Genomic DNA, 24889 nt, shown 5'->3' on the forward strand with positions numbered 1-24889 from the left:
GAACGCATTTGTCCGCTCCCGGTATGGCAACCCTGCTCAGACTTTTGTTAGAACTGATATGCTTCTATTTACCCTTTGTGGCATCGTAGGGGACTGCAGCAATGCGATGGAAATGGATCGGCTCGAACCTCACTCGCGTTTTATTCGGTCTTTCCCTTATAGGCCTGACGCTAATTGTTGTGATCCAATTTGGCGGCAACCATCCATCGGAGCAAGTCGAAGCCGCGGGAGATTTCACGGGCGCACTCAACCGGTCAGGTTTCATGAACCCATTTGGTGGGGCGTAGTGGCGTGGCATTACCGGTTTGTATTCGCTCGCCTGTGGGCTCCCGCTGACAGCTAAAACGCGCTGATTGCGTCTAGTGAACTACGTTTTTGCAAGCTACCGCCATCAGCATCTTTAGCGGAGGTCGCGTCCAGACCGGAGCGCAAATAGTCTCAGAGCCATGGCTTCAAGATTGGCTATCATTGCGCCAGTTTACTGCGCTTAACCCACCGAATGAAACGCCCAGCGCCGCGTTTGCATTATCGCTGGTACTCTTCCCAGGAAAACGCGTGTTGTTGTTAATGCCGCAGAAGAAGAGGAATGCTTAAGTTCGAAAGCATGTCATGGGTGACACCACCAAAAATGCGTTCAGTGATCCGCATGCGGCCATAAGCGCCCAACACGATTAGCCCGCATCTTCTCGCGGCCGCGGCTTCTGTTATCGTCTGCGCCACTGGCATGCCATCGAATTGAAGTTCAACCATATCGCATTCGATACCGTGCCGAGAGAGGTACTCTGCCCCGGCGATCGGGGGAAAATCGAATTGCGCCCCTTTCTTCTTTTTCATCGCGACGGTGACCAGGAATACACTTTTCGAACGCTTTAGCAGTGGGGTGGCTGCACGCAGCGCGTGGGATGCCTCCGCCGACCCGTCCCAAGCGACAAGGGCTGGCTGGTCTAACTCAAGCCGTTCGATGTTCTCCGGCAGGACAAGCACTGGACAATCAGCTGTCAGTGCGATTTCACCCGCCGTGTATGACGGTAGCGATCCACCAACCCTAGGCTCTCGAGCACCTAGAACTATTATATCCGTCAAAGCCGAACGGCGAAGCATGGCATGCGAAACTGGGCCGCTATCCTCTATCCAGTCCCAAGGCACATTCTCGTTTGCGAGATCGACTTCGGACTTCTTGCGAAGGTTGCGTGCTTCCTCACGCCAAATTGGCACCATAGCTGCGAACGCCGCGCCATAGGGACCGGCTGAAACAGTCGTTTCGAACGGCATCGAGTTCAGAAGGGTGAGATGGCCATCAAGATATCGGGCCAGATCGAGAACCAGATCCAAGCGCCGTGGGTAATCTTCGTCGTTATAGGCATTGAATAGGATCGTTTTCATCATTTGCCCTCCAACACGGACGGAGAGTTCCGTCCGAACTCCCTTAAGGATAGGACGGGTCGACGAAGGCGTAATTGATCCAAGACAATTTAGAACGAAGATGCACCAGCAGCATTCAGCACTCAGCCACCTAAAAGCGGACCGTCTTCAACCGGCCCAAATTCCGCCGCTTCAAATTACAAGCGAATTGGGCAATCAGATTGGACACCTTCACTGATCGCACTCCAAGCTGGACACACGCCAAACCAATCCTTGCACCTTGGAATCGGGAGGTTCAGTGTGTCGCAATGCAAACGCCAGAGTGCGCCACGAAACTCCGATTTGTGCTTCCCCCGCGCTTCCCCGGAGCAACCGACAGAGCGGGGAAGCAGAATTCGCCAACTTGCGATCCGCTTAAGCGGTTCAATTTTCTAAAGAAAAATGGAGCGGGCGAGGCGATTCGAACGCCCGACCCCAACCTTGGCAAGGTTGTGCTCTACCCCTGAGCTACGCCCGCTCTGAACGCCTGCAATCGGTGGGTTGAAAGCCCTTCCGATCGGGGTGAGGCGCGCCGTTAGCATGGGGTATGGGGGGCGGCAACAGGAAAATTCACACAAAGCGCATTTCTTTGCAAAAACATGGGCGCCGCTTGGGCGGATGGCGGATTGGGGGTTGGTGAACCCTTGGAAAACGGCGCAAACCTCTCCACATTGACCCGATCACCGGACAATAAACCCGCCCGATGCCGAACAGGCGCACAGCGGCGGCAGGACACTTCAGGAGAATCCATTTTGGCGAGCATGGGCCTCAACCTCGACGAACAGAAAGCGGTCGAGCGTTTCCGTGAGCAGATCGTCGAGCCTTCGATGAAAAGCCTCGTCATCCTCGACTTCTGGGCCGAATGGTGCGGGCCGTGCAAGGCGCTGACCCCGACGCTGGAAAAGGTTGCCGCCGACTATGCCGACAAGGGCGTGGTCCTGGCGAAGGTGAATGTCGACGAAGAGAAATTCATCGCCGCGCAGTTCCAGGTGCGGTCGATACCTACCGTCTATGCCATGTTTCAGGGCCAGCCCGTCGCCGATCTGACCAGCGCACGCACCGAGGGGCAGTTGAAACAGGCGCTGGACCAGATCCTGTCGCAACTGCCGGTGCAGCCGCAGCCGGCAGGCGAAGAAGAGCCGCAGCAGGACATCGCGCCGCTGATCGCCATGGGTGAGGACGTGCTGGCCAGCGGCGATGCCGAGCGGGCCATGGGCGTGTTCGCGCAGATCGTGCAGATGGCGCCCGACAACGCGGCGGCCAATGCGGGGCTTTTGACGGCGATGGTCAATGCGGGCCATTTGGCCGAGGCAGAGGCTGCGCTGGGCGAATTGCCGCCCGAACTGGCAGGCGATCCCGCCATCGAACGCGCGAAGGCCGCGATCGAACTGGCAAAGGACCGGCCCGACGACGGCGCGCTTGACGATCTGCGCAAGGCCGCCGCCGAACGCCCTGCCGACATGGACGCGCAATTCGAATTCGCGCAGGCGGCCTTTGCCGCCGGTTCACGGGACGAGGCGGCAGAGGCACTGCTGGCGATGGTCGGCAGCGATCCGGCATGGAACGATGGCGCTGCCAAGGCCAAGCTGTTGCAAATTTTCGAGGCGGTCGGTCTGGAAGATCCGTGGGTCGCCGCCACCCGTCGCCGCCTGTCGCTGCTGCTGTTCGGATGATCGGCAGAGAGGACATGGGTTCGGGCCTTGAAACGACGCGTATTTCAATTTTCCCGCTGTCGGGCGCGATCCTGTTTCCCGGGCTGCAATTGCCGCTGCATATTTTCGAGCCGCGTTATCGCGCATTGATCGAGGATTCGCTGGCGCGCGACCGGATGATCGGCATGATCCAGCCGCATCGCGCATCCGAAGGCGCGCCCTTGTTCGATGTCGGCTGCCTTGGCCGGATCGGAGAGGTCGAGGCGCTGGAGGACGGGCGTTTCAACATCGTGCTCGACGGGGTAAGCCGGTTCCGCGTGATCCGCGAGTTGGAAGTGGACACGCCGTTCCGGCAGGTGCGCGCCGAATTGCTGACCGACGATGACGAGATTGCGCTGCTTCCCGTCGAGCGCGCGGCGTTCGAGGAAGAGGCGAAAAGCTTTGCCGATGCGCAGGGCTATTCGGTCGATTGGGAACAGGTGTCGCGGCTGGACGATATGTCGCTGATTAACGGGGTGGCGCAGGTCGCCCCGTTCGATGCCGCCGCGAAACAGGCCTTGCTAGAGACTGGCACCTTGGGAGAGCGGTGCAATCTGCTGGTGCAGCTGATGCAGTTCTTCGGCCGCCACGGCGACGACGATTCGGTCACGCTTCAATAGGGGGCTGCCAATAAGCGTCGGGCGGCAGCCTCAGACGCCGAGGCTGCCTTCGATCCCGTTGATCACGAATTGCGCGGCCAGTGCCGCCAGCAGCACGCCCAGCAGCCGCGTGATCACCGCTTCGAACTGCTGGCCCAGCAGCTTCATCAACGGGGCAGAGGCAAGCAGCGCCGCCAGCGTCAGCACCATGACCGATCCCAGCGCGGCAAGGATCACGAAGGTCTGTTCGATGCCCTCTGCGCGGGCCATCAGCAGCATGATCGATGCGATTGCCCCCGGCCCCGCCAGCATGGGCATGGCCATGGGAAAAACCGACACATCCTCGATCTCCGGCGTGGCTTTGACCATGTCGGCGCGTTCATGGCGGCGTTCGGTGCGTTTTTCGAACACCATTTCCAGCGCGATCAGGAACAGCATGATGCCGCCCGCGATGCGGAACGAATCCAGCTCGATATGCAGCGCGTTCAGCAATTGCTCGCCGAACAGGGCAAAGACCAGCAGGATTGCACTGGCGATGACGGTCGCGCGGATCGCCTGCGCGCGGCGGTCGCGCGCGGGCATGTCGCTGGTAAGGCCGTAATAGATCGGCGCGCAGCCCGGCGGATCGATCACCACGAACAATGTCGCAAAGGCAGAGGCAAAGAGTTCGAGCATATCAGGCCGCGCAGCTTGCGCCGCCGGGCGCCGCCACGTCGCGGGAGAAGACGGGATCGCCCCATTCGTCGCCGTCCTTCATGCGGATGGCGATAGTGCGGGCGCAATCGTCCGCGACCGCGATATCCCAGCGTAATGTTCCGTCGCGGCTGATGCCATAGGGCGCGTCCGAATGGGCGGGCGGCTGCGGTGCAGGCGGCTGCGGTGCAGACGGCGGGCCTGCGGGCGGTCCGCCGCGTGCGGCACACGTCGCGGTATGGGTGGCGATGATATCGGGCGCGGCGACTGGCTGTGCCGCAGGTGCGCCCTGATCCATCGTCCAGCGGTACGAACCGTCATCCTGCCGCTGCCATGCGGTAGTGAACCAGCCGGTCGAACCGTCGGCCCCCTGCCATGCGCCAAAGCTGACAGAAAGCGATCCGTCGCAGCTCGACCAGATTTCATGCGGCTGCCAGCGGAGCGTTTCGGCAGGGTCGGTCCGCCCTTTCAGCCATTGCTGCGCATTCACGACCTGCGGCACGAACATGATCGCGTCCTTCGTCGCATATTCGCGAAAAGCGCTCCATTGCCCCTTTTCGCGGGCGCGCTGGCCAAAGGCGATTTCCGCCGCGACGATCTGCCCCGGCTGCGCAACCGGTTGCAGCATACGGCCATAGCGGTCGCCACCGGGACGCCCGCCCTGACTGCCGCAGGCGGCCAATGCGACAAGCGCCGACAAGGCCAGCCCGCCGCGCAGCACGACACGCGCCTTACGCAATCTTTTCGCGCCTTTTTGCAGCCTGCAGCGTGTTGTGCAGCAGGCAGGCAATGGTCATCGGCCCGACCCCGCCGGGGACGGGCGTGACGGCAGAGGCGACCTCCATCGCGCTGGCAAAATCGACATCGCCGACCAGCTTCGTCTTGCCTTCCCCGGCAGCTACGCGGTTGATGCCGACGTCGATCACGGTCGCGCCGGCTTTCAGCCAGTCGCCCTTGACCATTTCGGGTCGGCCCACGGCGGCCACGACGATATCCGCGCCGCGCACCACCGCGGGCAAATCCTGCGTACGGCTATGCGCGATGGTCACGGTGCAGCTTTCGCGCAGCAGCAGCATCGCCATCGGCTTGCCCACGATGTTCGAACGGCCGATGATCACCGCGCTCTTGCCCGAAAGGTCGCCCAGCCTGTCTTTCAGCAGCATCAGGCAGCCCAGCGGCGTGCAGGCGACGAAGCCATCCTGTCCCGTGGCCAGACGGCCCGCGCTGCCGATGGTAAAGCCATCGACATCCTTGTCGGGGTCGATCGCCTCGATCACTTTTAGCTCGTCGATATGTTTGGGCAGGGGCAATTGCACCAGAATGCCGTCGACGGCGGGATCGGCATTGAGCCGGTCGATCAACGCCAGCAATTCCGCCTCTGCCGTGTTGGCGGGCAGGCGGTGTTCAAAGCTTTCCATGCCCGCCGCGACACATGCCTTGTGCTTCGACCGCACATAGACCGCGCTGGCGGGATCCTCACCCACCAGCACCACGGCGAGGCCCGGTGCGCGACCGGCAGTGGCGCCAAACGCGCCCACGCCCGTCGCCACATCGGCCCGCAGACTGGCGGCGAATGCCTTGCCGTCGATGATCTCGGCCATAATTAGTAAACCGCCACCGAACGGGCTACCGCGCTTAAAATCATGATCAGCACGTTCAGCCCGACGATCAGCACCAGCGGAGAAAAATCGATCGCGCCGGTATTGGGCATGATCTTGCGGATCGGTTTGAGCATCGGTTCCAGCAGCGCGTTCAGCGCGGTGTAGATTGCAGAGACGAACTGGTTGTGCATGTTCACGACGTTAAAGGCGATCAGGAGCGACAGCACGAATTGCACGATCACCAGAACGACGATGATATCGACCAGATAGCTGAGGATCTGGATGAGCAGGGCCAGGAAAACGGGAATGGCTTGTGGTCCTTGGGCCGGAAGGTTGAGGGAACGCCTCGTCTAGCCGAGGGGAGCGGGCAAGGGCAAGCGGTGTGGCGTCGTCACCCGTCCCAGTCGATGCTGGCGATCCGCCAGCTTAGCTGGTCCGCATCGGCGCCGGGCACATCGTTCGCGCGGCGCAGTGTCATGGTGCCGGTCAGTTCGACAGCTAGATTGTCGACCGATGTGCCGTATAGCGCGACCGGCACGGTGTAATAGAGCGAACCGGCGGCGCCTTCCTGTTGCCCGTCTTTAATGGCGACGGTGATGCCGGTCAGATTGGCCCAGCGCGGCGCGGTGCCGCCGGTACGCACTTCCTTGCGCCACGCGCGTCGGGCAGCGTCGGTATCGCCGGCCTCTACCGCGCCCTTCCAATATTCCAGCAGCGCGGCGGGATCGGTGCTTTCGGGGCCAGGCAGGACCAGCGTGAACGGGACCGGCTCGTCCTGTGCGGCCGTCGGCGTCTGCTCCACCGGCGCTGGGTCCGGCTCGCCCGCCTCTCCGCAGCCTGCCAGCAGCAGGGCCAGTGCGGGAAGGGCAGGCAGAATGCGCATCAACGGCTCCGCACGATGGTGCCGGCACCGCGTTCGGTGAAAATCTCGATCAGCATGGCGTGCGGCACGCGGCCATCCAGCACGACCGCGGCTTCGCAGCCCGCGTCCACCGCCTGCACGCAGGTTTCCAGCTTGGGGATCATGCCGCCGGTGATCGTGCCGTCATCGACCAGTTTCTGCACATCGTCGGGGAACAAATCGGTCAGCAGCCCGCCCTGCTTGTCAAGAACGCCCGGCACATCGGTCAGCAAGAGCAACCGCGCCGCGCCCAGTGCCGCCGCGACCGCGCCCGCCATGGTATCGGCGTTGATGTTATAGGTATGCCCATCGGCATCCGCGCCGATGGGGGCGATCACGGGGATCAGCCCCGATGCGACAGATGTTTCGATGATACGCGTGTCGACCTGTTCGGGTTCGCCCACAAAGCCCAGATCGACGGCTTCCTCGACCGCGCTGCCCTCTACCTTGCGGCTGCGGGTGACCTTGCGGGCGGTGACCATGCCGCCGTCCTTGCCCGAAATGCCGATGGCGCGCCCGCCCGCCTTGGAAATCCAGCCAACAAGTTCCTTGTTGATCGCGCCCGACAGGACCATCTCGGCCACTTCGGCAGTCTGCTTGTCGGTGACGCGCAGGCCATCGATAAAGCTCGATTCCACGCCCAGCTTTTTCAGCATCGCGCCGATCTGCGGCCCGCCACCGTGGACGACGACCACATTGATGCCCACCGCGCCCAGCAGCACGACATCCTCGGCAAATTCGCGCGCGGCTTCGGGATCGCCCATGGCATGGCCGCCATATTTGATCACGAAGGTGCGACCGGCATATCGCTTCATGAACGGCAGGGCCGTCACAAGCGTTTTTGCCTTGGCGAGAAGCGCCTTGTCGTCGGGGTTCAGCGGGTTGACCATAGTGCGCCCGCCCTTTGCATGGGCGGGCGCCAGTTTCAATTGATTCGCGAACCAATCGAACCCTGCATCGGGGTTGCGGCGAATTATCCGTGCGCGCCGAACTCGTTCGCGATGGCCGTCGATATGCGCAGAACCAGCGCATAGGCGTGTTCGATGGGTTCGATGTAATCGCGGCGGATCGCCTCGTACCCCTGGTCGCCGCCGTCGGGATAATCGCTCGGCTCGTCGATCGCGTAATCGCCGATGCTGGGGAAATTGGTCGGGAAGGCCCGCCGCAATTGCGCCAGCGCATCGTCGATCCGCAGGGTGAAGACCATCTCCATCACATCCTCGCGGCTGATGTCGTTGGATCGCGAGAAGACCGGCACCTGCACGATTTTCAGGAACATGTGCTGCAACAGCGCCAGCCGCAGCGATTGCAGCAGACCGATGGAGCGGCGCTTGTCCTCGCGGTCGGGGATCGGCGTGCCCCATCCGTCGCGGCTGCCGGGTGTGGCATCCAGCAGGCGATGCAGATGCATGGCATCGACGCGCAGGCGGCTGGCAAGGCGGCGGAACACGCCCGCCCGGTCGTCCTTGGTCAGATATTCGGCAAGGGTCAGGCAGGCATCGGTCAGATGCTCCTCCGTCCCGCGATAGGGGCGGCTGGCCCAATAGGCCGAATTGAACAATTCGCCATAAGCCGCCACCGTCTTGATCGAGGCCAGCGCATCGGCACTGCGCAGCAGGCGCAGCATCTGTTTACCGCGCTCGCTTTCAGTCAGCAGGTTGGCGATTTCCTCGCGGTTGGTGTCGGCCGCCGTGCCGAAACCGGCAATCACGTTCACCGGATAGCCCAGCTGCTGCAGGATCGCATTATGCGGGATCGCGCGGATTTGCCGCAGGCTCATCTTGCGGTCGGCGGTCAGGTCCGACTGGCGGCGCGAACGGCGGCTGCCGGTATCGTTCAGCAGGCCAAGGCCGAATGCCGTGATCGCACGGCTATAGGTGTCGGACACTAGATGCATGTTCTGCACCCGCCGGATCGCGCGATAGAAATCGAGGCTGAGGTCGGTGCGGCGATAGAACATGTCGGTGGGCGCATCGGGGTCCGCCTCACGCGGGGGGTTGCTGGCGATCGACGCCAGCGTCGCCAGCGCCAGTTCGGGGGTGCCGAACCAGAGATAGCCGTCCCCGCCCTGAAAGCTGACTTCGGGTTCGAGGCGGATGTCGCGCCGCGCGAACCGGCGCCGCGCCCATGGCGACAGCGGCCATTCCAGCCGGTCCTTCATCGACACGGGATGCGCGCCGCGGCCCATGCTCTCGCCATGGGTGTTGAAGATCAGCGCGGCGACGTCGGCCCCGTCCTTGCCGGTCAGCCCGTTCGCTTCCATCGCCTCGGCCAGACGGCCCTGCAGCCGTTCGATGGCCAGCGCGGCGGGGATCTGCCCGACAAAGCGGCCCGCGTCGGAAAATCCGGTCTGGATCGCCACGCGCCCGCGCTTTTTCGCATAATCGCGATAGGCTTCCTCGGCCAGCAGCGCATCGAGGAAGCGGCCACCATGTTCCAGCGCGGTTTCGGTCTCGAACAGGGGCGAAACGTCGATCTTGTCCTCTACCCCGAACAGCTTTGCGAAATAGAGCGCGGCCAGCACGGTTTGCGGCTGTTCGCATTCGGCGATCAGCATGCGGATCGGCGCATCGGCATCGATGTGGCGCAAAATCTGCTGCATGGCGAGGAACTGGCGGATCGCCGTGCTGCTTTCGATGGCGAGCGCGGCGAAATTCGCGTCGAGCGGCTGGATCGCCTCCAGCCCCGAACGGATCGCGTTCAACGCGGCCTGGCTGGCGATGTCGAGTTTCGATTCCGGGTCCACGCGGCGGCGAATCGCGTTCTGCAACTGGCTGGAATTGACGCGGAAATGCACCCAGCCCATGCCAAGGCCATCGGCGCGCATGGCAGCGGCGGCGGTCAGCAATTCGATGGCCGTGTCGGTATCGCCCTCCGCTTCGGCGCGCTTTTCCAGCTCGGCCACGATGGGGGCAAGGCTGGTCATCTTGTCGGGATTATTCGCCGTCAGCGAATTGGCGGCATGCGACAGGGCGGCGGGGTCCGACATGTCCTTGCCAAACAATGCGGCCATGCGGCTGGCCAGCTCGCCCGCATTGACCAGCTTTGCCGACAGGTCGGGCGCGATCCCCGCAAGGCTGGCGGCATAGCTGGCCAGACGCTCCGACTTTTCGGCAAGGCGATAGCGGATCGACGTGTTCCAGCCGATATCGGTGCGGCCGTCCATGTCGTAACCGACCCATGTGGCAAAGCGCACGGGCGTAGGGCGCAGGCTTTTCCAGTCGGCAGGGAACTTGTCCTTCGCCGACCGATAGATCGCCCGCACCGCGCGGTCGCGCGCGGCCTGTGCGCGGCTGATCGCCTCCATCGCGGCGTCATGTTCCGAATCCAGCGTGATCTGCGTGCGTTCATGCGGCGCGACGCATGCCGAATCGCTGGTCACATCGCCGCTGCTGGCGGCGGCGGCCACGGCCTTGGACTGGACGGGCGTCAGCAAAAAGGTCGGGTGCGCGGTGAACACGACATGGATCATCGGATCGGCCCAGCGCCGGGCATAGGCGTTGAAATCCTCCCCCTCGCGCACGGCGAAGGGGGCAAGATTCCGGTCCGCCGCGATCGGCATCAGCATCCGGTCCAGCTTTTGCGCGCGGGCCTTCAACCCTTCGCATTCCAGCGCGCTGACCAGACCGTCGATGTCCTTCAGCGATTTTCGCCCCGCCTCCAGATCGCGCGAGAGTTCCAGCCCGAGCTGGAACACCGGATTGTAAATCGGCGTATCCCGCGTGTGGCGGTGAAGGACTTGCAGCCTTTCGTTGAGCTCTTCGATCTGGGGCGTCATGGCGTTCTCCGGAGCGAGGGTTGGGGAGGGTTTGTAGATGTTAGCGCGGCAGCGCTGCGGCTTCGCGCGCGAGCGCCTCGATCCGTGCCTTGTCGACCGGACCGCCTGCGGGCATCGCATCGCCCGGCGCGACCCAGCTGCCGCCGACGCACAGGATCGACGGATGGGCAAGGTAATCGGGCGCATTCTTCACCGACACGCCGCCGGTGGGGCAAAAGCGCGCTTCGTGGAACGGGGCGGCCAGGGCTTTCAGCGCGGGCAGGCCGCCATTGGCTTCGGCAGGGAAGAATTTGAAATGCGACAGGCCAAGATCCATGCCGCGCATGATATCGGCGCTGGTCGCGATGCCCGGCAGAAAGGCGATGTCATTGGCGATGGCCGCCTTGCCCAGATTTTCGGTCAGCCCCGGCGAGACGACGAATTGTGCACCGGCCTTGGCCACCGCATCCAGTTGTTCGGGGTTCAGAACCGTTCCCGCACCGACGATAGCGCCCGGAACCTTGGCCATTTCACGGATCGCGTCCAGCGCGCACGGGGTGCGCAGCGTGACTTCGAGGCAGGGCAGGCCGCCCGCGACCAAAGCCTCGGCCAAAGGGACGGCCTGTTCGATTTCCTGCACCACCAGCACGGGGATAACGGGGGCAGCTTCCATGAACTCGCGGATGTTCGCCATGTATGGTCCTACTCTTGAAAATGGGAATGTTTGTGTGCCGGGATGTCGCGCCGACTGAAATTACAGGCAGGCCAATAACAGTATAATACCAAAGTTACAGGCCAAAATTGCAGTCCAATTACAGACCGGCCAGCGCCAGCATGGCCGATCCGCCTTTTTCCGCCTCGTCCGCGCCAAGCCGCATCATCGCGAACAATTCGCGTCCGACGCCAAGGGCGGGCGGCGGCGGGGTGGCCGGTTCGCGCGCGGACAGATCGGCACTGGTCGAAAGCGTGCCGTTCACCGCGTCGACGCGCACGATGTCGCCGTCGCGCAGAAAAGCGATCGGTCCGGGCTGTTCGCTGCCATGGGTCAGCGCCTCGGGCGTGCAATGGATCGCGGCGGGAACCTTGCCCGATGCGCCCGACATGCGGCCGTCGGTGACCAGCGCCACCTTGAACCCGCGATCCTGCAACACGCCCAGCGGCGGCGTCAGCTTGTGCAATTCGGGCATGCCATTGGCGCGCGGTCCCTGAAACCGGACGACAATGACGACATCCCTGTCCAGCTCGCCCGCCTTGAACGCCTCGGCCACTTCGCTCTGGGTTGTAAAAACGCGGCAGGGGGCTTCGACGACCCAGCGCTCTTCGTCCACAGCGCTTGTCTTGATCGTGGCGCGGCCCAGATTGCCGGTCAGCAGGCGCAGGCCGCCATCGGCCTTGAACGGCGTTGCAGGCGGGCGCAGCATGGTGTCGTCACCGCTTTCGGGCGGCAGTTCGCGCCACGCCAGCCTGTCGTCCACCAGCACGGGTTCGTCGGCATAGGCGCGCAGCGACTGTCCGCCGACGGTAGTGATATCTTCGTGCGCAAGGCCCGCATCCAGCAATTCGCGGATGACATAGCCCATGCCACCCGCCGCGTGGAACGCGTTCACATCGCCCGCGCCATTGGGATAGACCCGCGCGATCAGCGGGACGACTTGCGATAATTCGTCGATGTCCTGCCAGTCGATGATTATGCCCGCGCAGCGCGCGATGGCAGGCAGGTGGATGACATGATTGGTCGACCCGCCGGTCGCCAGCAGCCCCGCCACCGCGTTCACGATGGCTTTTTCGTCGACGCATCTGGCCAGAGGGCGCGGGTCTTCGCCTTTCAGCGAAATCTTGGCCAGCTGGTGCGTGGCCGCGCGGGTCAGCTGCGTGCGCAGCGGTGTGTTGGGCGGGATGAAGGCGGCGCCGGGCATGTGCAGGCCCATCATTTCCATCATCATCTGGTTGGAATTGGCCGTGCCGTAAAAGGTGCAGGTTCCCGGCGCGTGATAGCTGGCGCTTTCGCTGGCCAGCAATTCCTCGCGCCCGACCTTGCCTTCGGCGTAAAGCTGGCGGGTCTGCTGTTTCTGCTTGTTCGAAATGCCGGTGGGCATCGGGCCCGACGGGATCAGAATGCACGGCAGATGGCCGAACCGCAGCGCGCCCATCAGCAGGCCGGGTACGATCTTGTCGCAAATGCCCAGCAGCGCCATGCCGTCATAGGTTTCGTGCGAAAGCGCCACGGCCGTCGCCAGTGCGATGGAATCGCGGCTGAACAGCGACAGTTCCATGCCGTCCTGCCCTTGCGTGACCCCGTCGCACATTGCCGGCGTGCCGCCCGCGACCTGCGCGGTCGCGCCGACTTCGCGGGCGTACAGCTTCATCGCCTCGGGGTATCGGCCATAGGGCTGATGCGCCGAGAGCATGTCGTTATAGGCGGTGACGATCGCCAGATTGGGCGAGACCCCGCTGCCGATCGCGCCCTTGTCGTTCCCGCTGGCCGCGAATGCGTGGGCAAGGTTCGAACAGGCCAGCTGCGTGCGGTTGGGCTGTCGCTGTGCCTCGCGCTCCATCAGTTCAAGATAACGGCCACGCGTGTCGCGGCTGTTGTCGATGATGCGCTGCGTTACGCGGGCGAACTGGTCGTTAAGTCTGGGCATGGCGCCTTCCCCGGGATTTCAATCGTTTTGCGAACGCCGATATCGTCAGGGACTCGGCCGTCCGCCTATATTGCATTGCAGCATATCAGGTCTGTGACCTTCATGCAGGTTTTCGCGTTCGGGCGGGAAGGGCGCAACTTCCAGCCATCTTGATATCAGGCCTTAGCCCCTCTGCCTCTCACCCTTCTGCCGGTTACCCTTCATGCCACGTTACTCCGTCGCGTTCGGTCAGGCCAATGGCTGCGGTCGGACCCCAGCTTCCGGCGGTATAGGCCTTGGGCCTGGTATCGTTCGCGGTCCAGCTGGCGCGGATGCCGTCGATCCAATCCCATTGCGCCTCCACCTCGTCACGGCGGACGAACAGGGTCTGGTCGCCTTCCACCAGATCGAGGAGCAGCCGTTCATAGGCGATCCGCCGTTGCGGACCCGAAAAAGCCTCGGGCATCGCAATGTCGAGCGGAGTCGCGCGCAGGCGGATGCCTTCGCGGTCCAGACCGGGGACCTTGCTCATCAGCGACAGGCGGATGTTTTCGCGCGGCTGGATGCCGATGACCAGCTGGTTGGGGACCGTTTTTGCTCCGCGGCTTTCGAAGATCGAATAGGGGATGCAGCGGAACTGGACCACGATCTCGGTCATGCGGATCGGCAGGCGCTTGCCGGTGCGTAGATAGAACGGCACGCCCTTCCAGCGCCAGTTGTCGACATGCGCCTTGATGGCGACGAATGTCTCGGTATCCGAATCCCTGCCCAGCTCGTCGTCGTAGCCCGGCACAGCCTCGCCCTTGATCGCGCCGGCGCGGTACTGGCCGGTGACCGTCTCGCCCGCGACGGCGGGGCGCAGCGCGCGCAGCACCTTGACCTTTTCGTCGCGGATCGCGGTGGCGTCAAAACTGGTCGGCGGCTCCATCGCCACCAGCGCCAGCAATTGCAGCATATGGTTCTGCACCATATCGCGCAGCGCGCCGCTGGTGTCGTAATAGCCGACCCGCGATTCCAGCCCGACCGTTTCGGCGACACTGATCTGCACATGGTCGATATGCGCCGCGTTCCACAGCGGTTCGAACATGATATTGGCAAAACGCAGCGCCATCAGGTTCTGGACCGTTTCCTTGCCCAGATAATGGTCGATGCGGAAAATCCGGTCTTCGGGAAAGGCCGATGCAACCGCGTCATTGATCTCGCAGCTGCTGCCCAGATCGGTGCCGAGCGGCTTTTCAAGGCCGATGCGGACATTGCCCGTCGCCATGCCATTGGCGGCCAGCCCCTTGATCGTCGGTTCGAACAGGAAGGGCGCGGTCGACAGAAAGATCGACAAACCCTCGTTCTCGCCGCTGCCGATCGGCCCCACCTTTTTCGCCAGCGCATCGAAGCCCTCCGGCGTAGAGGCGTCGAGGTCCTGATAGCTCAGGCAGGCCAGAAACGGCTCGATATCCAGCTCGCGCCCCTCGGGCAGGAATTTTTCCAGCGCGGCGCGGGCAAAGGCGCGGAATTCCTCGTCCGAATGCTCGCTGCGCGCGGTGCAGATGATCTGCATGTTTTCGGGCAGGAGCTTTTCCGAATGCAGCGCGCATAAAGACGGCAGCAACATGCGCTGCGACAGATCGCCGGTCGCGCCGAACAGAAGGAGCTTGTTCGCGGTGAATTGCATGGCGGACAGGCTCCTGCGGGGCGGCGGCGGGATCGGATGGCGGTGCGGAGGCACTTTTCGCGGGAATAGTCGCGGGGCGGATAGTGTCAACTCTCGATCATCGCTTGCGAATGCGGATTCGGGAAATGATCTTGCGTCAGATGCACTTCACGCTGATCTCTTTGGCCAATAGCGCGGCCATGCCATAGGATGTGAGGAAGCTGACATCGGCGGCATCGCGGCCAAGGCCGATCTTCACGATGTCGGCAGGCCCCGCCATGCCGGTCGCATCGATCAGATGCCAGCTGCCGATGCCTTCGCCTTCACCATCGGGATCGGCCAGAAACACCTCGGCCACGGCGTGGAAATCCTGCGGCTGTACGTCGGGCGCATAGCACGAGACAAAGCGCGCGGGGATGGCCGATGCGCGGGCAAGCGATACCACGACATGCGCGAAATCACGGCATACGCCGCGCCGTTCGACAAAGCTGTCGATGGCAGTGGTGGTCGCATCACTGGTGCCCGGCGCATAGGCGAAATGTCCCGCGACCCATTGGCGGATCGCCTCTATTCGTGCGCCGCCCGCGGTTCCGGCAAATTCCGCCTCGACAAAGGGCTGAAACCGGTCGGCGGGGCAAAAGCGGGAATCGAACAGATAGGGCACCGTTTCGCCCGGCAGGCGATGCGGAGGCAGCGCGTTCAGCGTTTCGATCTGCGCCAGATGCCGGTCGATCTGCGCGGTGATCGCATAGTCGGCAGTGAAATCGCCCTGACAACGCAGCCAGATGCGTTCCCCCACCATATCCTCACCCGGCACGCGTGCCATATGCTCGCTCGCTCCGATGGTCAGGCCGGGGCCCGACAGTATCTGTTCGGGGATGGCGGCAGCCTCCATCTGCAGCAGGAAGTCGGTCGGCTGGTCGAAGCGAAAGGCGATATGGGCTTCGATGGCGATGTTCATGGGGGCGCGGTTCTTTCGCTTGCGTTGATCCTGCCGACCCAACGCGCCACCGCCCCGCCGTTTCCGGATTTTCGAAGAATCGGGCGAAAAGGTCGGGTCTGGGCGACCGTGGCCTATTCTCCCAGCAGGTGCAGCACCACCTCGCGTCGGTGCGGGCGGGCGCGGTGTTCGGCCAGATAGATCCCCTGCCATGTCCCCAGCGCCAGCGCGCCGTTCACCACAGGGACCGACAGGCTGACGCCGGTCAGCAGCGATTTCAGATGGGCAGGCATGTCGTCGGGCCCTTCGTCATCGTGCAGCCAGCCGCCATCTTCGGGCGCGATCCGGTCGAGCCAGTCCAGAATATCGCCCCGCACCTCGCGCGCGGCATTTTCCTGAATCAGCAGAGAGGCCGAAGTATGGCGACAGAACAGCGTCAGCAAACCCGTGCCGATGCCCTGATCGCCGACCCAATTTTCCACGTCGCGCGTGAATTCGATCAATGCGCGACCGGGTGTGGATATTGCAAGCGTGCTTGCGGATTGTTTCACGAATGTTTCTCCGATGTTCATCTGCGTCTGCTATCTGTCACCAAGTCGGGTATGACGCAGCGCAGGAAACCTTGAAATATCAGCGCTTGGCGAGTGTTGCTGAAATGTGCATTACAGTGGCAATTCGGGAAATTTCGTCACGGAAACTTCATTTTAGCTGTCGCCACACTAGCTTATCGCGGTAAAGGCAAAACGATGGATGGCACGATTTACGATAGCAGGAGCCTTGCACGGCTCGCCTTCGACGGGGGTGCAGAGGATTTGCGCGGCCCCGTGAACGCGCCTGCCTACGTCGATCGTGTCGGTCGTGCGCCGGTCGATGCATCGCGCATCGCGGTGATATGCAATCCGCGCAGCCACGGGGTCAAAACCAAGGGTCTGGACGTTCCGCCGGGTGTCGATGTGCTGTCGCCACGCACCCGCGCCGATCTGCGTAAGACGCTGAACGAATTCAAAACGCGCGGCGTCGAACTGATCATCGTCGCGGGCGGCGATGGCACCGTGCGCGATGTGCTGACTTGTGGCGGATCCTTGTGGCAGGAACAGGCTCCCGCCATTGCGGTATTGCCCAAGGGCAAGACCAATGCACTGGCCATCGATCTTGGCGTCGACCCCGAAGCCAGCGTCGCCGATGTGATCGATGCCTGGCATGCGGGCCGTTTCACCATGCGCCCTGCGATAGAGATCAGCCGTCCCGACGAAACTGGCGCCCCCGTGCGCGGTTTCCTGTTCGGTGCGGGCATTTTCGTCAGCGCCACCGATCTGGCGCAGACCACACACCGTTTCGGCGCGTTCAATAATGTCGCCGTGGCGCTGTCGATGCTGGGTTCGATTGCCAATGTCGCCTTCGGTTTCGGCGGCTCCGGCTGGCGTGAGGGGAAGCGGATCGGCATTTCCGCGCCCGGCACGCCCGATTCCAGACCCGGCATGGATGTCGTCGGCACGCGCAACCGGCTGATCATGCTGGTATCGACGATGCACCGTCTGCCCTTGGGTGTGCGCCCCTTCGGGCGTGAACGCGGCGGCATGAAGCTGCTGGCGACCGAAACGCCGATCCCGCATTTCCTCGTCAATTTCTGGCGCACGATCCGCGGCGGCGACGATGCGAAACTGGCCAGGGCGGGTATTCACCGGCTCGACGCCAGGGAACTGGATATTGACGTCGAGGACGGCTTCGTTCTTGATGGCGAAGTGTTCCCCGGTGGCCGATATATCCTGCGCGAGGGTGCGCCGATCGCCTTCGTCACGCCGTGACGACCGCCCCTGACGGCGCGGCGCTGCACGACCGCGTCACACATGCGCTGGCCGCGCCGGTCCGCGATGAAATCCGCGATTTCGCAAGAGCATTGGGCGAGGCGCATGATGCGCGCGCGGTGATCTTTTACGGCTCCAACCTGCGCAGCGGATCGCTGGACGGTGTGCTCGATTTTTATGTGCTGACGGGCGGACCGCGCGAAAAAGGCCTGTGGCCGCGCGTCGCCTATCACGAGCGGCCCCATAACGGCACCATCCTGCGCGCCAAGGTGGCGGTGATGCGCCTGTCGACCTTCCGTCATGCGGCGGAAGGGCGCCATACCGACACCACCATCTGGGCCCGTTTCGTGCAGCCCTGCGCGCTTGCATGGACCGGCGACCCGCAGGCCGCGTCCGAAGTGACCGCTGCCATCGAAGCCGCCAGCATGACCGCCGCGCGCTTCGCCGCTGCGCTGGGCGAACCGCAGGGGACCGAGCGGGAGTTCTGGCAGGCCTTGTTCCGCGCCACATATCGCGCCGAATTGCGGGTTGAAAAATCGGGTCGCGAACAGCAGATTCTGGATTTCGGCGCGGATCATTTCGGCGGGTTGCTGACGGCCGCATGGCAGGCCGCCGGTATCGCATTTGACGCCGACGGCGATGTGCTGCGCCCGCATCTTTTACCGCAAGAGCGCAAGGCTCTGCTCGACCGCTGGGAACGGCGGCGGCGGATGGGCAAGCCGCTGAACGTGGTGCGCCTGCTGCGCGCGGGCACCACGTTCGAGGGCGGTGCCCGCTATCTGGCGTGGAAGATCGAACGGCACAGCGGCGTCGTCGTGCCGCTGACACCGTTTCGGGAACGGCATCCGATCCTGATGTCGCCCGTGCTGGTGGCGGGATACTGGCAGGCACGGCGCAGGAAACGCGCCGCGCTGTCATCCGACGATTAGTCGTCCTTGTCGTCGGGCTTTGTATAGGGGACGAATTCGCCCAGGAAGATAATCCCGCTCATGAAACCGGACTGGTCGCGCATCTGCACCGTATCGACATCGCAAAGTTGGCCAATGGTGGTGCGTGTGACCATGATGTCATTGCTGCGCAGATAGTTGGCCCCGTTTTCGGGCCGGTTCACGTAAAGCGTGCTGCCGACCTTATAGACAATGGCCGTCTTGTCATAAATCGTCGAGCTGGTGATCCGGCTCATCTGGATGCATTTTTCGGGCGTTCCGGCAACGCGCCCTTCCAGTGCCTTGGCAAGGCGCTGTTCGCCCTTGCTGAGTTCGGTGGGCTTTTCGTCATCCTGCGCGGCCTGCGCGACAATCGGGGCGAGGGCGACCAATGGCGCCAGCGCGCCCAGTGCAAGTGCGGATAAAGCAGTTTTCGTCTTCATATCCATTCTCCTCACCGACAATCTAAGCCGTTTCGTCTGAACTTCTACTGACCAGACGGAGACGATGCTACCAGGCATTACCCGCATCGACCGCCGCTTTTTCCTGAGGGGTGGAGCGGCGGCCCAGAACCGCGTTGCGATGGGGAAACCGGCCAAAGCGCGCGACCATGCGATGGTGCGATCGGGCAAAGGACAGCAGGAAGCTGCTGCCCATCGCGGCAAATTCCCGCAACGACCGGCGCTGGTCTGCAATCCGTTCGCTATGCATCAGCGGCAAGGCAAGAAACTGGCGTCCGGCCAGCGTCAAACCCTTGTCCCACCCGCGGTCCAGCGCGCCCCTGGCAATGGCCAGCGCCAGCGGATCGCTTGCAAAGCTGCGCGGATCGTCGCGGAACAGGTTGCGGGGCAGCTGATCGAACAGCAGAACGGCGGCACGCGCGGTTTGCGGATCGGTCAGAAATTCAGGCGCGGGGCGGCGGTGCAATGCCCGCCATTCGCGCGCGAAGCGGTGTTTCAGCAGACGGTCGATGTGCGGCCCGCCGCGAAACCAGTCTTCCGGCCCCAGTAAATGGAACCAGACATACAGGATTTCCGCCGCCCACGGGCGCGCGGCAAGCATCAACCCGTGCCGCCTACCGTCAGTCCCTCGATCAACAGGCTGGGCTGTCCCACGCCCGCGGGCACGCTTTGCCCTGCCTTGCCGCAGGTGCCGATGCCTTCGTCCAATGCCAAGTCATTGCCGATGCCGACCACTTTGGTCAGCGCGGTCGGCCCGTCGCCGATCAGGGTCGCGCCCTTGATCGGGGCGGTGACCTTGCCGTTCTCGACCTTATAGGCCTCTGTGCAACTGAACACGAATTTGCCCGACACGATATCGACCTGTCCGCCGCCAAAGCTGGTGGCATAGATGCCGTCCTTCATCCGGCTCATCAGTTCGGCCGGATCGTCATTGCCGCTGCGCATGAAGGTGTTGGTCATGCGCGGCATGGGCGCATGGGCATAGGACTGGCGGCGGCCATTGCCGGTCGGCTCCACCCCCATCAGCCGTGCGTTCAACCGGTCGTGGATATAGCCCTTCAGGATGCCATCCTCGATCAGCACGTTTTCGCGTGTGGGCGTACCCTCGTCGTCGATGCTGAGCGATCCGCGCCGGTTCAGCAGCGTGCCGTCGTCCACCACGGTGACGCCGGGGGCGGCGACACGCTGACCGATGCGGCCCGAAAAGGCACTGGTGCCCTTGCGGTTGAAATCGCCTTCCAGTCCGTGGCCCACCGCTTCGTGCAGCAGCACGCCGCACCAGCCGGGGCCCAGCAGCACGGGGCACACGCCGGCAGGGGCGGGCACGCTTTCCAGATTGGTGAGAGCCTGCCGCAAAGCCTCGTCAATCGCGCGGTTCCAGCTCGCCTCGTCCATGACGTCATCATACAGCTGGCGTCCGCCCATGCCGAACGAACCGCTTTCGCGCCGTCCGTTGGCCTCTGCCACGATGGCGACGTTCAGGCGGACCAGCGGGCGCACATCGGTGGCGACAAAGCCGTCGGGGCGCACGATTTCGACCACCGACCACGATCCGGCGAGCGAGGCGGTAACCTGCTTGACGCGCGGATCGCGGGCGCGGGCCGCCGCGTCGATCTTTTCGAGCAATGCGACCTTTTTGGTGAATTCTACGCCGTCGAGCGGGCTGGCATCGGTGTAGAGATGGCGATTGGTCGCCACCGGCGGCGCAGCCAGCGGGCTTTTCGTGGTGTCGAGCAGCGACAGCGTTTCGCCCGCGCGCCGGATCGCGGCGGCCGAAATCTCGTTCGCATGGGCAAAACCGGTCGTCTCACCCGAAACGCCGCGCAGGCCAAACCCCGCTTCGCGCGAGTAATCGGCCGTGCGCAGGCGACCGTCGTCGAAGGAAAAGCTCTCGCTTGCCGTGAATTGCAGGAACAATTCGCCATCGTCGCAGCGCGACAGCGTCTCTCGCGCCAGGGCCTGCGCGGTATCGGGATCAAGCTGTTCGGGGCGATAGAGAAGCGAGCGGGGATCGGCGGGAATGGTCATCAGGCCAATATAGGCAGCGCTTGCCCGTTTGGACAGCGCCGCGTTATTGAAGGATCAGATCCGCTGTTCCTGTGCCGCACCGACCGAGGGATCGACGCCCGTGACATCGTGCGCGGGGCCGCCCGCCAGCACGAAGCGACGGTCGCAATAGCCGCAGTCGACATAGCCCTTTTCGTCGATTTCCAGAAACACGCGCGGATGGCCCAGCGCCGAGGGGCGATAGCCGCTGCCGGCACGAATATCGCTGGCGCCGTCGCATTTGACGCGAGTGGTTTCGGTAAGGACGATTTCGGGCGTGTCGGTCATGGCATTGCCGATTATCAGCGGGCTTCGCGGATTTCCAGATCAAAACGTGCGCTCTTTGTGCCGCTTCGCCCTTTACGCGCGCACATGCGTGCCCCACATGACCGGGCATGAACCCGCTTGCCCAATCCGCCATCTCGATCCGCAACCTGTCCAAGACCTATGCCCCCACGGGCAAGGGGACGGCGCCCAAACAGGCCTTGAGCGATGTCAGCTTCGATGTTCCGCGCGGGATGATCTATGGCCTTCTGGGTCCCAATGGCGCGGGCAAATCGACGCTGATCAATATTCTTGCCGGCCTCGTTTCCAAGACCGAGGGCGAGGTTTCGATCTGGGGCTTCGACATCGACAAGGACCGGCGCAACGCCAAGGCCAGCATCGGCATCGTGCCGCAGGAAATCGTGTTCGATCCGTTCTTTTCGCCGATCGAGGTGCTGGACGTGATGGCAGGCTATTACGGCGTGCCCAAGACCAAGCGCCGCAGCGAGGAATTGCTGAAGGCCGTGCGCCTTGAGGACAAGGCCCATGCCTATGCGCGTTCGCTATCGGGGGGCATGAAGCGCCGCCTGCTGGTGGCCAAGGCGATGGTCCATTCGCCGCCCATCCTGGTGCTGGACGAGCCGACGGCGGGCGTCGATGTCGATCTGCGCCGCCAGCTGTGGGAACTGGTCGTCGATCTGAACAAGCAGGGCGTGACGGTGGTGCTGACCACCCATTATCTGGAAGAAGCCGAAGAGCTTTGCGACCGCATCGCCATTATCAATCATGGCAGGCTGATCGCGGACAAGCCGACGTGCGAACTGGTCGGCATGGCGCGCGAAAAGGTCGTGGAAGTGACGCTGGACCGCGCCATCGGTGCGCCGCTGACGCATCCGGCGTTTCTGAAGTCCGAATTGTCGGACGAAAACACCATGGCGATCACATTCGACAAGGACCGCCTGACTGCGGGCGAGGTGCTATCGCTGGTCCAGCAACAGGGCTGCGCCATCGTGGACGTGACGACGCGCGAACCCGATCTGGAAGATGTTTTCGTTCAGCTGACCCGCGACCAGCTGGCCGATCAGCCCGCCTGATTTTTCAGAACATTGGCTTTGAACATCTGCTCCAGCTGCTCTGAAATGCGGGCAGGGCGCAGGCTTTGCGCGTCGACGCAGCACCAGCTGCTCTCGATCTCGGCCAGGATCTCGGCACCTTTGTCGATCGTGCGTTCGATGATCGTGCGGTAATAGGCGCGCGCGCCGCGAACCTTTTCCAGCACCGTATGGGCGACGACATCATCCCCCAGAAAGGCGGGTCTGCGATAGGTAATCTCGTGCTTCAGCGCGACCCACAGGCGGCTGCTGACCGCTTCCTCTGGCGCATGGGCGCGCCAGTGCGACAGCACCACGTCCTGCACCCAGCCCAGATAGCGCGAATTGTTCACATGCCCCATAAAGTCGATGTCCGAGGGATCGACGGTGATCGGCATGGAGAACGGGCTTGCTGACATGGGTGTAAATTACACCTTTTTCCCGATTCGCGAAAGGCGGGATTGCCCCGATTTCGGCACGGGATGCCCCCGATGAACCCCTATTCGTGCCGCAGCGCATCGATCGGGTTCAGATTTGCCGCCCGCCGCGCCGGAAAATAGCCGAACACGATCCCGATCGCGCCCGAAATCAGGAAAGCGGCGATATTGATGCCAAGGTCGAAGACCCATGGCAGTTCCATCAGCGGGATCAGGAAGAATACCAGCAGCTGCGCCAGCGCCAGCCCCAATATGCCGCCGATGCACGACAGCACGACCGCCTCTACCAGAAACTGCATCAGAACCTCGCTCGCCACCGCGCCGATGGCAAGGCGGATGCCGATTTCGCGCGTGCGTTCGGTAACCGATACCAGCATGATGTTCATGATGCCGATGCCCCCCACGACAAGGCTGATCGCGGCGATTGCGGCGACGATGGCCGTCAGCATGCCGGTTGTTTCCTGCAGGGTGTCGGAAATCTGCTTGGTATCGAAGATGTTGAAATCGTCGTCCTCGCCTTCCTCCAGATAGCGCCGGTCGCGCAATATGCGGGTCAGCGAGGCCTTGACCTGTTCGTTGTCGTAATTGTCGTCGATGCCGATGACGATGGTGCGGATGTCGGTAGTGCCAAGGAAGCGGCGCTGCACCGTCTTGACCGGCATGATCACTACATCGTCCTGATCCGAACCGAAGCCGCCGCCCTGTCCGCGCGCCGACAACAGGCCGATCACATCGCAGCTGACATCACCCACGCGGAACCGTTTGCCCAGCGGGTCGACGCCGCGGAACAGCTTCTCGCTCAGGGTCGAACCCACAAGGCACACGGCCTTGCCCGCCGCCTGTTCCTCTTCGCTGAACAGGCGGCCCGCATCCAGCGGCCATGGCTGGATCTGGAAATAATCATTGGTCGTGCCGCTGATCGTGGTGGACCAGTTCGCCCCTTCGTAAATGGCCGTGGCGCTGGACGATGCCTGCGGGGCGACCGCCTTGACCCCGCCCAGTTGCTGGCGGATCGCGATAATGTCGCCATTGTCGAACTGGCGCGGCGTGGCCCCGCCGCCGCCGCGCCCGAAACCGCTGCCCGGCGTTACCTGCAATACGTTGGAGCCCAGCGCCGAAATCTGTTCGGCCACGCCTACCGATGTCGCGCGGCCCAAAGTGACCATGGTGACAACGGCAGCGACGCCGATCACGATGCCCAGCATGGTCAGCAGCGACCGCATCGCGTGACGCCGTATCGACCGCAGAGACAGATAGACAGTGGTCCCCAGCATCAGGCGGTCCCCTCTGCTTGCGTGTGTCCGTTTCCGGCCAGATCACGGTCGATCAGCCCGTCGCGGAAATGCACGATGCGCTTGGCGAAATCGGCCATCTCTGGCTCGTGCGTGACCATCATCACGGTGATGCCGTCGCGGTTCAGCTCGGCCAGAAGCTCCATGATCTCGACCGATCTCTGGCTGTCGAGATTGCCGGTCGGCTCGTCCGCCAACAGCACTTGCGGATTGGTCACGATGGCGCGGGCTATGGCGACGCGCTGCTGCTGACCGCCAGACAATTCGCCCGGCGTATGGCCCGCCCAAGGGCCCAGCCCCACCTTGTCCAGCGCAGCCATCGCACTCTCGCGCCGCTCGCGCCGGTTGTCGCCGCGATAGAGCAGGGGCAGTTCGACATTTTCCAGGGCGGTAGTGCGGGGCAGCAGGTTAAAGCCCTGAAACACGAATCCCAGATAGCGCCGCCGGAGCAAGGCGCGCTGGTCGCGATCAAGCTCTTCCACATGATGCCCGCGGAACAGATATTGCCCCGCTGTCGGCACGTCGAGGCAGCCCAGAATATTCATCATGGTCGACTTGCCCGAACCCGACGGGCCCATGATGGCCACGAAATCCCCCTCGGCCACGTCGAAATCCACGCCCTTCAACGCGCGGAACGCGGTTTCCCCCGCGCCGAACACCTTGGTTATCCCGCGCAGGGATATCAGCATGGAAGGGGCGGGCGCGTTCATGCCAG

At 63.2% G+C, this 24889-nt stretch carries 25 protein-coding genes and 1 tRNA gene; 5 read left to right on the top strand and 21 right to left on the bottom strand.

Annotated features, from left to right (window positions below):
- Window positions 1-564: 564 nt before the first annotated feature.
- Window positions 565-1386 carry a universal stress protein gene (locus LOZ77_RS16505; RefSeq protein WP_230280034.1) on the bottom strand — a complete coding sequence of 274 codons (822 nt, stop codon included), beginning with the start codon at window positions 1384-1386 and terminating at the stop codon, window positions 565-567.
- A gap of 418 nt (window positions 1387-1804) precedes the next feature.
- Window positions 1805-1879, bottom strand: a tRNA-Gly gene (locus tag LOZ77_RS16510).
- A 283-nt stretch (window positions 1880-2162) separates the two neighbouring features.
- Here LOZ77_RS16510 and LOZ77_RS16515 point away from each other — a divergent pair.
- Window positions 2163-3074: a tetratricopeptide repeat protein gene (locus LOZ77_RS16515; protein WP_230281913.1), complete on the top strand. Its 912-nt coding sequence runs from the start codon at window positions 2163-2165 to the stop codon at window positions 3072-3074.
- Window positions 3071-3712: an LON peptidase substrate-binding domain-containing protein gene (locus LOZ77_RS16520; RefSeq protein WP_230280035.1), complete on the top strand. Its 642-nt coding sequence runs from the start codon at window positions 3071-3073 to the stop codon at window positions 3710-3712. The genes LOZ77_RS16515 and LOZ77_RS16520 overlap by 4 nt, the downstream gene beginning before the upstream one ends.
- Window positions 3713-3742: 30 nt before the next feature.
- On the opposite strand, the gene LOZ77_RS16525 is transcribed toward LOZ77_RS16520, so the two are convergent.
- The 12 genes from LOZ77_RS16525 to LOZ77_RS16580 all read right to left on the bottom strand — a co-directional run bounded on the left by LOZ77_RS16525 (window position 3743) and on the right by LOZ77_RS16580 (window position 16403).
- Window positions 3743-4366, bottom strand: a complete 624-nt coding sequence (locus LOZ77_RS16525) for a MarC family protein (protein WP_230280036.1) — start codon at window positions 4364-4366, stop codon at window positions 3743-3745.
- 1 nt (window position 4367) lies between these two features.
- A complete protein-coding gene (locus LOZ77_RS16530; protein WP_230280037.1) occupies window positions 4368-5123 on the bottom strand; it encodes a hypothetical protein in 756 nt (251 codons plus the stop codon).
- Complete coding sequence (folD, locus tag LOZ77_RS16535; protein WP_230280038.1) at window positions 5116-5985, bottom strand: bifunctional methylenetetrahydrofolate dehydrogenase/methenyltetrahydrofolate cyclohydrolase FolD; 870 nt, start codon at window positions 5983-5985, stop codon at window positions 5116-5118. Before folD ends, LOZ77_RS16530 begins: the two co-directional genes overlap by 8 nt.
- Window positions 5986-5987: 2 nt before the next feature.
- Entirely contained in the window at window positions 5988-6275 is a 288-nt protein-coding gene (locus LOZ77_RS16540) for a YggT family protein (RefSeq protein WP_255671284.1), read from the bottom strand.
- A gap of 101 nt (window positions 6276-6376) precedes the next feature.
- Window positions 6377-6868, bottom strand: a complete 492-nt coding sequence (locus LOZ77_RS16545; protein WP_230280040.1) for a hypothetical protein — start codon at window positions 6866-6868, stop codon at window positions 6377-6379.
- Window positions 6868-7776, bottom strand: a complete 909-nt coding sequence (gene argB, locus LOZ77_RS16550) for an acetylglutamate kinase (protein ID WP_230280041.1) — start codon at window positions 7774-7776, stop codon at window positions 6868-6870. The genes LOZ77_RS16545 and argB overlap by 1 nt, the downstream gene beginning before the upstream one ends.
- Window positions 7777-7859: 83 nt before the next feature.
- Window positions 7860-10664, bottom strand: a complete 2805-nt coding sequence (locus tag LOZ77_RS16555; protein ID WP_230280042.1) for a phosphoenolpyruvate carboxylase — start codon at window positions 10662-10664, stop codon at window positions 7860-7862.
- Between the two features lie 40 nt (window positions 10665-10704).
- Window positions 10705-11337: a bifunctional 4-hydroxy-2-oxoglutarate aldolase/2-dehydro-3-deoxy-phosphogluconate aldolase gene (locus LOZ77_RS16560; protein WP_230280043.1), complete on the bottom strand. Its 633-nt coding sequence runs from the start codon at window positions 11335-11337 to the stop codon at window positions 10705-10707.
- A gap of 118 nt (window positions 11338-11455) precedes the next feature.
- The gene (gene edd, locus LOZ77_RS16565; protein ID WP_230280044.1) at window positions 11456-13285 is read right to left on the bottom strand and encodes a phosphogluconate dehydratase; all 1830 of its coding nucleotides are present in this window, start codon (window positions 13283-13285) and stop codon (window positions 11456-11458) included.
- Between the two features lie 193 nt (window positions 13286-13478).
- Entirely contained in the window at window positions 13479-14933 is a 1455-nt protein-coding gene (gene zwf / locus LOZ77_RS16570) for a glucose-6-phosphate dehydrogenase (RefSeq protein WP_230280045.1), read from the bottom strand.
- Between the two features lie 136 nt (window positions 14934-15069).
- Window positions 15070-15873, bottom strand: coding sequence for a transglutaminase family protein (locus LOZ77_RS16575; RefSeq protein ID WP_230280046.1), 804 nt, complete (start codon window positions 15871-15873; stop codon window positions 15070-15072).
- 113 nt (window positions 15874-15986) lie between these two features.
- A complete protein-coding gene (locus tag LOZ77_RS16580; RefSeq protein WP_230280047.1) occupies window positions 15987-16403 on the bottom strand; it encodes a secondary thiamine-phosphate synthase enzyme YjbQ in 417 nt (138 codons plus the stop codon).
- A gap of 195 nt (window positions 16404-16598) precedes the next feature.
- Between LOZ77_RS16580 and LOZ77_RS16585 the strand changes: the two genes are divergently transcribed.
- Together LOZ77_RS16585 and LOZ77_RS16590 are read left to right on the top strand one after the other, a co-directional pair.
- On the top strand, window positions 16599-17657 hold the full coding sequence (locus LOZ77_RS16585; protein ID WP_230280048.1) for a diacylglycerol kinase family protein: 1059 nt from the start codon (window positions 16599-16601) through the stop codon (window positions 17655-17657).
- The gene (locus LOZ77_RS16590; protein ID WP_230280049.1) at window positions 17654-18586 is read left to right on the top strand and encodes a hypothetical protein; all 933 of its coding nucleotides are present in this window, start codon (window positions 17654-17656) and stop codon (window positions 18584-18586) included. The genes LOZ77_RS16585 and LOZ77_RS16590 overlap by 4 nt, the downstream gene beginning before the upstream one ends.
- Here the strand turns inward: LOZ77_RS16590 and LOZ77_RS16595 are convergent.
- From LOZ77_RS16595 to LOZ77_RS16610, 4 genes are all read right to left on the bottom strand, one after another.
- Window positions 18583-19026, bottom strand: a complete 444-nt coding sequence (locus LOZ77_RS16595; protein WP_230280050.1) for a hypothetical protein — start codon at window positions 19024-19026, stop codon at window positions 18583-18585. The two genes, LOZ77_RS16590 and LOZ77_RS16595, sit on opposite strands and share 4 nt — an antisense overlap.
- 67 nt (window positions 19027-19093) lie before the next feature.
- Complete coding sequence (locus tag LOZ77_RS16600; protein ID WP_230280051.1) at window positions 19094-19645, bottom strand: DUF924 family protein; 552 nt, start codon at window positions 19643-19645, stop codon at window positions 19094-19096.
- Complete coding sequence (tldD, locus tag LOZ77_RS16605) at window positions 19645-21072, bottom strand: metalloprotease TldD (protein WP_230280052.1); 1428 nt, start codon at window positions 21070-21072, stop codon at window positions 19645-19647. The genes LOZ77_RS16600 and tldD overlap by 1 nt, the downstream gene beginning before the upstream one ends.
- A 54-nt stretch (window positions 21073-21126) precedes the next feature.
- Window positions 21127-21378, bottom strand: coding sequence for a zinc-finger domain-containing protein (locus LOZ77_RS16610; RefSeq protein ID WP_230280053.1), 252 nt, complete (start codon window positions 21376-21378; stop codon window positions 21127-21129).
- Window positions 21379-21485: 107 nt separating this feature from the next.
- Here LOZ77_RS16610 and LOZ77_RS16615 point away from each other — a divergent pair, with 107 nt between their 5' ends.
- Entirely contained in the window at window positions 21486-22448 is a 963-nt protein-coding gene (locus tag LOZ77_RS16615; protein WP_230280054.1) for an ABC transporter ATP-binding protein, read from the top strand.
- On the opposite strand, the gene LOZ77_RS16620 is transcribed toward LOZ77_RS16615, so the two are convergent.
- From LOZ77_RS16620 to LOZ77_RS16630, 3 genes are all read right to left on the bottom strand, one after another.
- Entirely contained in the window at window positions 22436-22864 is a 429-nt protein-coding gene (locus LOZ77_RS16620; RefSeq protein ID WP_230280055.1) for a thioesterase family protein, read from the bottom strand. The two genes, LOZ77_RS16615 and LOZ77_RS16620, sit on opposite strands and share 13 nt — an antisense overlap.
- Window positions 22865-22944: 80 nt before the next feature.
- Window positions 22945-24156, bottom strand: coding sequence for an ABC transporter permease (locus tag LOZ77_RS16625; protein ID WP_230280056.1), 1212 nt, complete (start codon window positions 24154-24156; stop codon window positions 22945-22947).
- Window positions 24156-24884 (bottom strand): ABC transporter ATP-binding protein, encoded by a 729-nt coding sequence (locus tag LOZ77_RS16630; protein ID WP_230280057.1) that lies wholly within the window; start codon window positions 24882-24884, stop codon window positions 24156-24158. Before LOZ77_RS16630 ends, LOZ77_RS16625 begins: the two co-directional genes overlap by 1 nt.
- Window positions 24885-24889 lie beyond the last annotated feature (5 nt).

Source organism: Croceicoccus sp. Ery15 (assembly GCF_020985305.1).
Taxonomy (GTDB): Bacteria; Pseudomonadota; Alphaproteobacteria; order Sphingomonadales; family Sphingomonadaceae; genus Croceicoccus.

Excerpts from the sequence above, each read along its gene's own strand:
- LOZ77_RS16525 (WP_230280036.1), bottom strand. The coding sequence starts at position 4,366 with ATGCTCGAACTCTTTGCCTCTGCCTTTGCGACATTGTTCGTGGTGATC.
- edd (WP_230280044.1), bottom strand. The coding sequence starts at position 13,285 with ATGCCCAGACTTAACGACCAGTTCGCCCGCGTAACGCAGCGCATCATC.
- LOZ77_RS16620 (WP_230280055.1), bottom strand. The coding sequence starts at position 22,864 with ATGTCAGCAAGCCCGTTCTCCATGCCGATCACCGTCGATCCCTCGGAC.
- LOZ77_RS16560 (WP_230280043.1), bottom strand. The coding sequence starts at position 11,337 with ATGGCGAACATCCGCGAGTTCATGGAAGCTGCCCCCGTTATCCCCGTG.
- LOZ77_RS16600 (WP_230280051.1), bottom strand. The coding sequence starts at position 19,645 with ATGCTTGCCGCGCGCCCGTGGGCGGCGGAAATCCTGTATGTCTGGTTC.
- LOZ77_RS16595 (WP_230280050.1), bottom strand. The coding sequence starts at position 19,026 with ATGAAGACGAAAACTGCTTTATCCGCACTTGCACTGGGCGCGCTGGCG.
- LOZ77_RS16625 (WP_230280056.1), bottom strand. The coding sequence starts at position 24,156 with ATGCTGGGGACCACTGTCTATCTGTCTCTGCGGTCGATACGGCGTCAC.
- folD (WP_230280038.1), bottom strand. The coding sequence starts at position 5,985 with ATGGCCGAGATCATCGACGGCAAGGCATTCGCCGCCAGTCTGCGGGCC.
- LOZ77_RS16545 (WP_230280040.1), bottom strand. The coding sequence starts at position 6,868 with ATGCGCATTCTGCCTGCCCTTCCCGCACTGGCCCTGCTGCTGGCAGGC.
- zwf (WP_230280045.1), bottom strand. The coding sequence starts at position 14,933 with ATGCAATTCACCGCGAACAAGCTCCTTCTGTTCGGCGCGACCGGCGAT.
- LOZ77_RS16585 (WP_230280048.1), top strand. The coding sequence starts at position 16,599 with ATGGATGGCACGATTTACGATAGCAGGAGCCTTGCACGGCTCGCCTTC.
- LOZ77_RS16575 (WP_230280046.1), bottom strand. The coding sequence starts at position 15,873 with ATGAACATCGCCATCGAAGCCCATATCGCCTTTCGCTTCGACCAGCCG.
- LOZ77_RS16610 (WP_230280053.1), bottom strand. The coding sequence starts at position 21,378 with ATGACCGACACGCCCGAAATCGTCCTTACCGAAACCACTCGCGTCAAA.
- LOZ77_RS16515 (WP_230281913.1), top strand. The coding sequence starts at position 2,163 with ATGGGCCTCAACCTCGACGAACAGAAAGCGGTCGAGCGTTTCCGTGAG.
- LOZ77_RS16520 (WP_230280035.1), top strand. The coding sequence starts at position 3,071 with ATGATCGGCAGAGAGGACATGGGTTCGGGCCTTGAAACGACGCGTATT.
- LOZ77_RS16505 (WP_230280034.1), bottom strand. The coding sequence starts at position 1,386 with ATGATGAAAACGATCCTATTCAATGCCTATAACGACGAAGATTACCCA.
- LOZ77_RS16555 (WP_230280042.1), bottom strand. The coding sequence starts at position 10,664 with ATGACGCCCCAGATCGAAGAGCTCAACGAAAGGCTGCAAGTCCTTCAC.
- LOZ77_RS16615 (WP_230280054.1), top strand. The coding sequence starts at position 21,486 with ATGAACCCGCTTGCCCAATCCGCCATCTCGATCCGCAACCTGTCCAAG.
- LOZ77_RS16630 (WP_230280057.1), bottom strand. The coding sequence starts at position 24,884 with ATGAACGCGCCCGCCCCTTCCATGCTGATATCCCTGCGCGGGATAACC.
- tldD (WP_230280052.1), bottom strand. The coding sequence starts at position 21,072 with ATGACCATTCCCGCCGATCCCCGCTCGCTTCTCTATCGCCCCGAACAG.
- argB (WP_230280041.1), bottom strand. The coding sequence starts at position 7,776 with ATGGTCAACCCGCTGAACCCCGACGACAAGGCGCTTCTCGCCAAGGCA.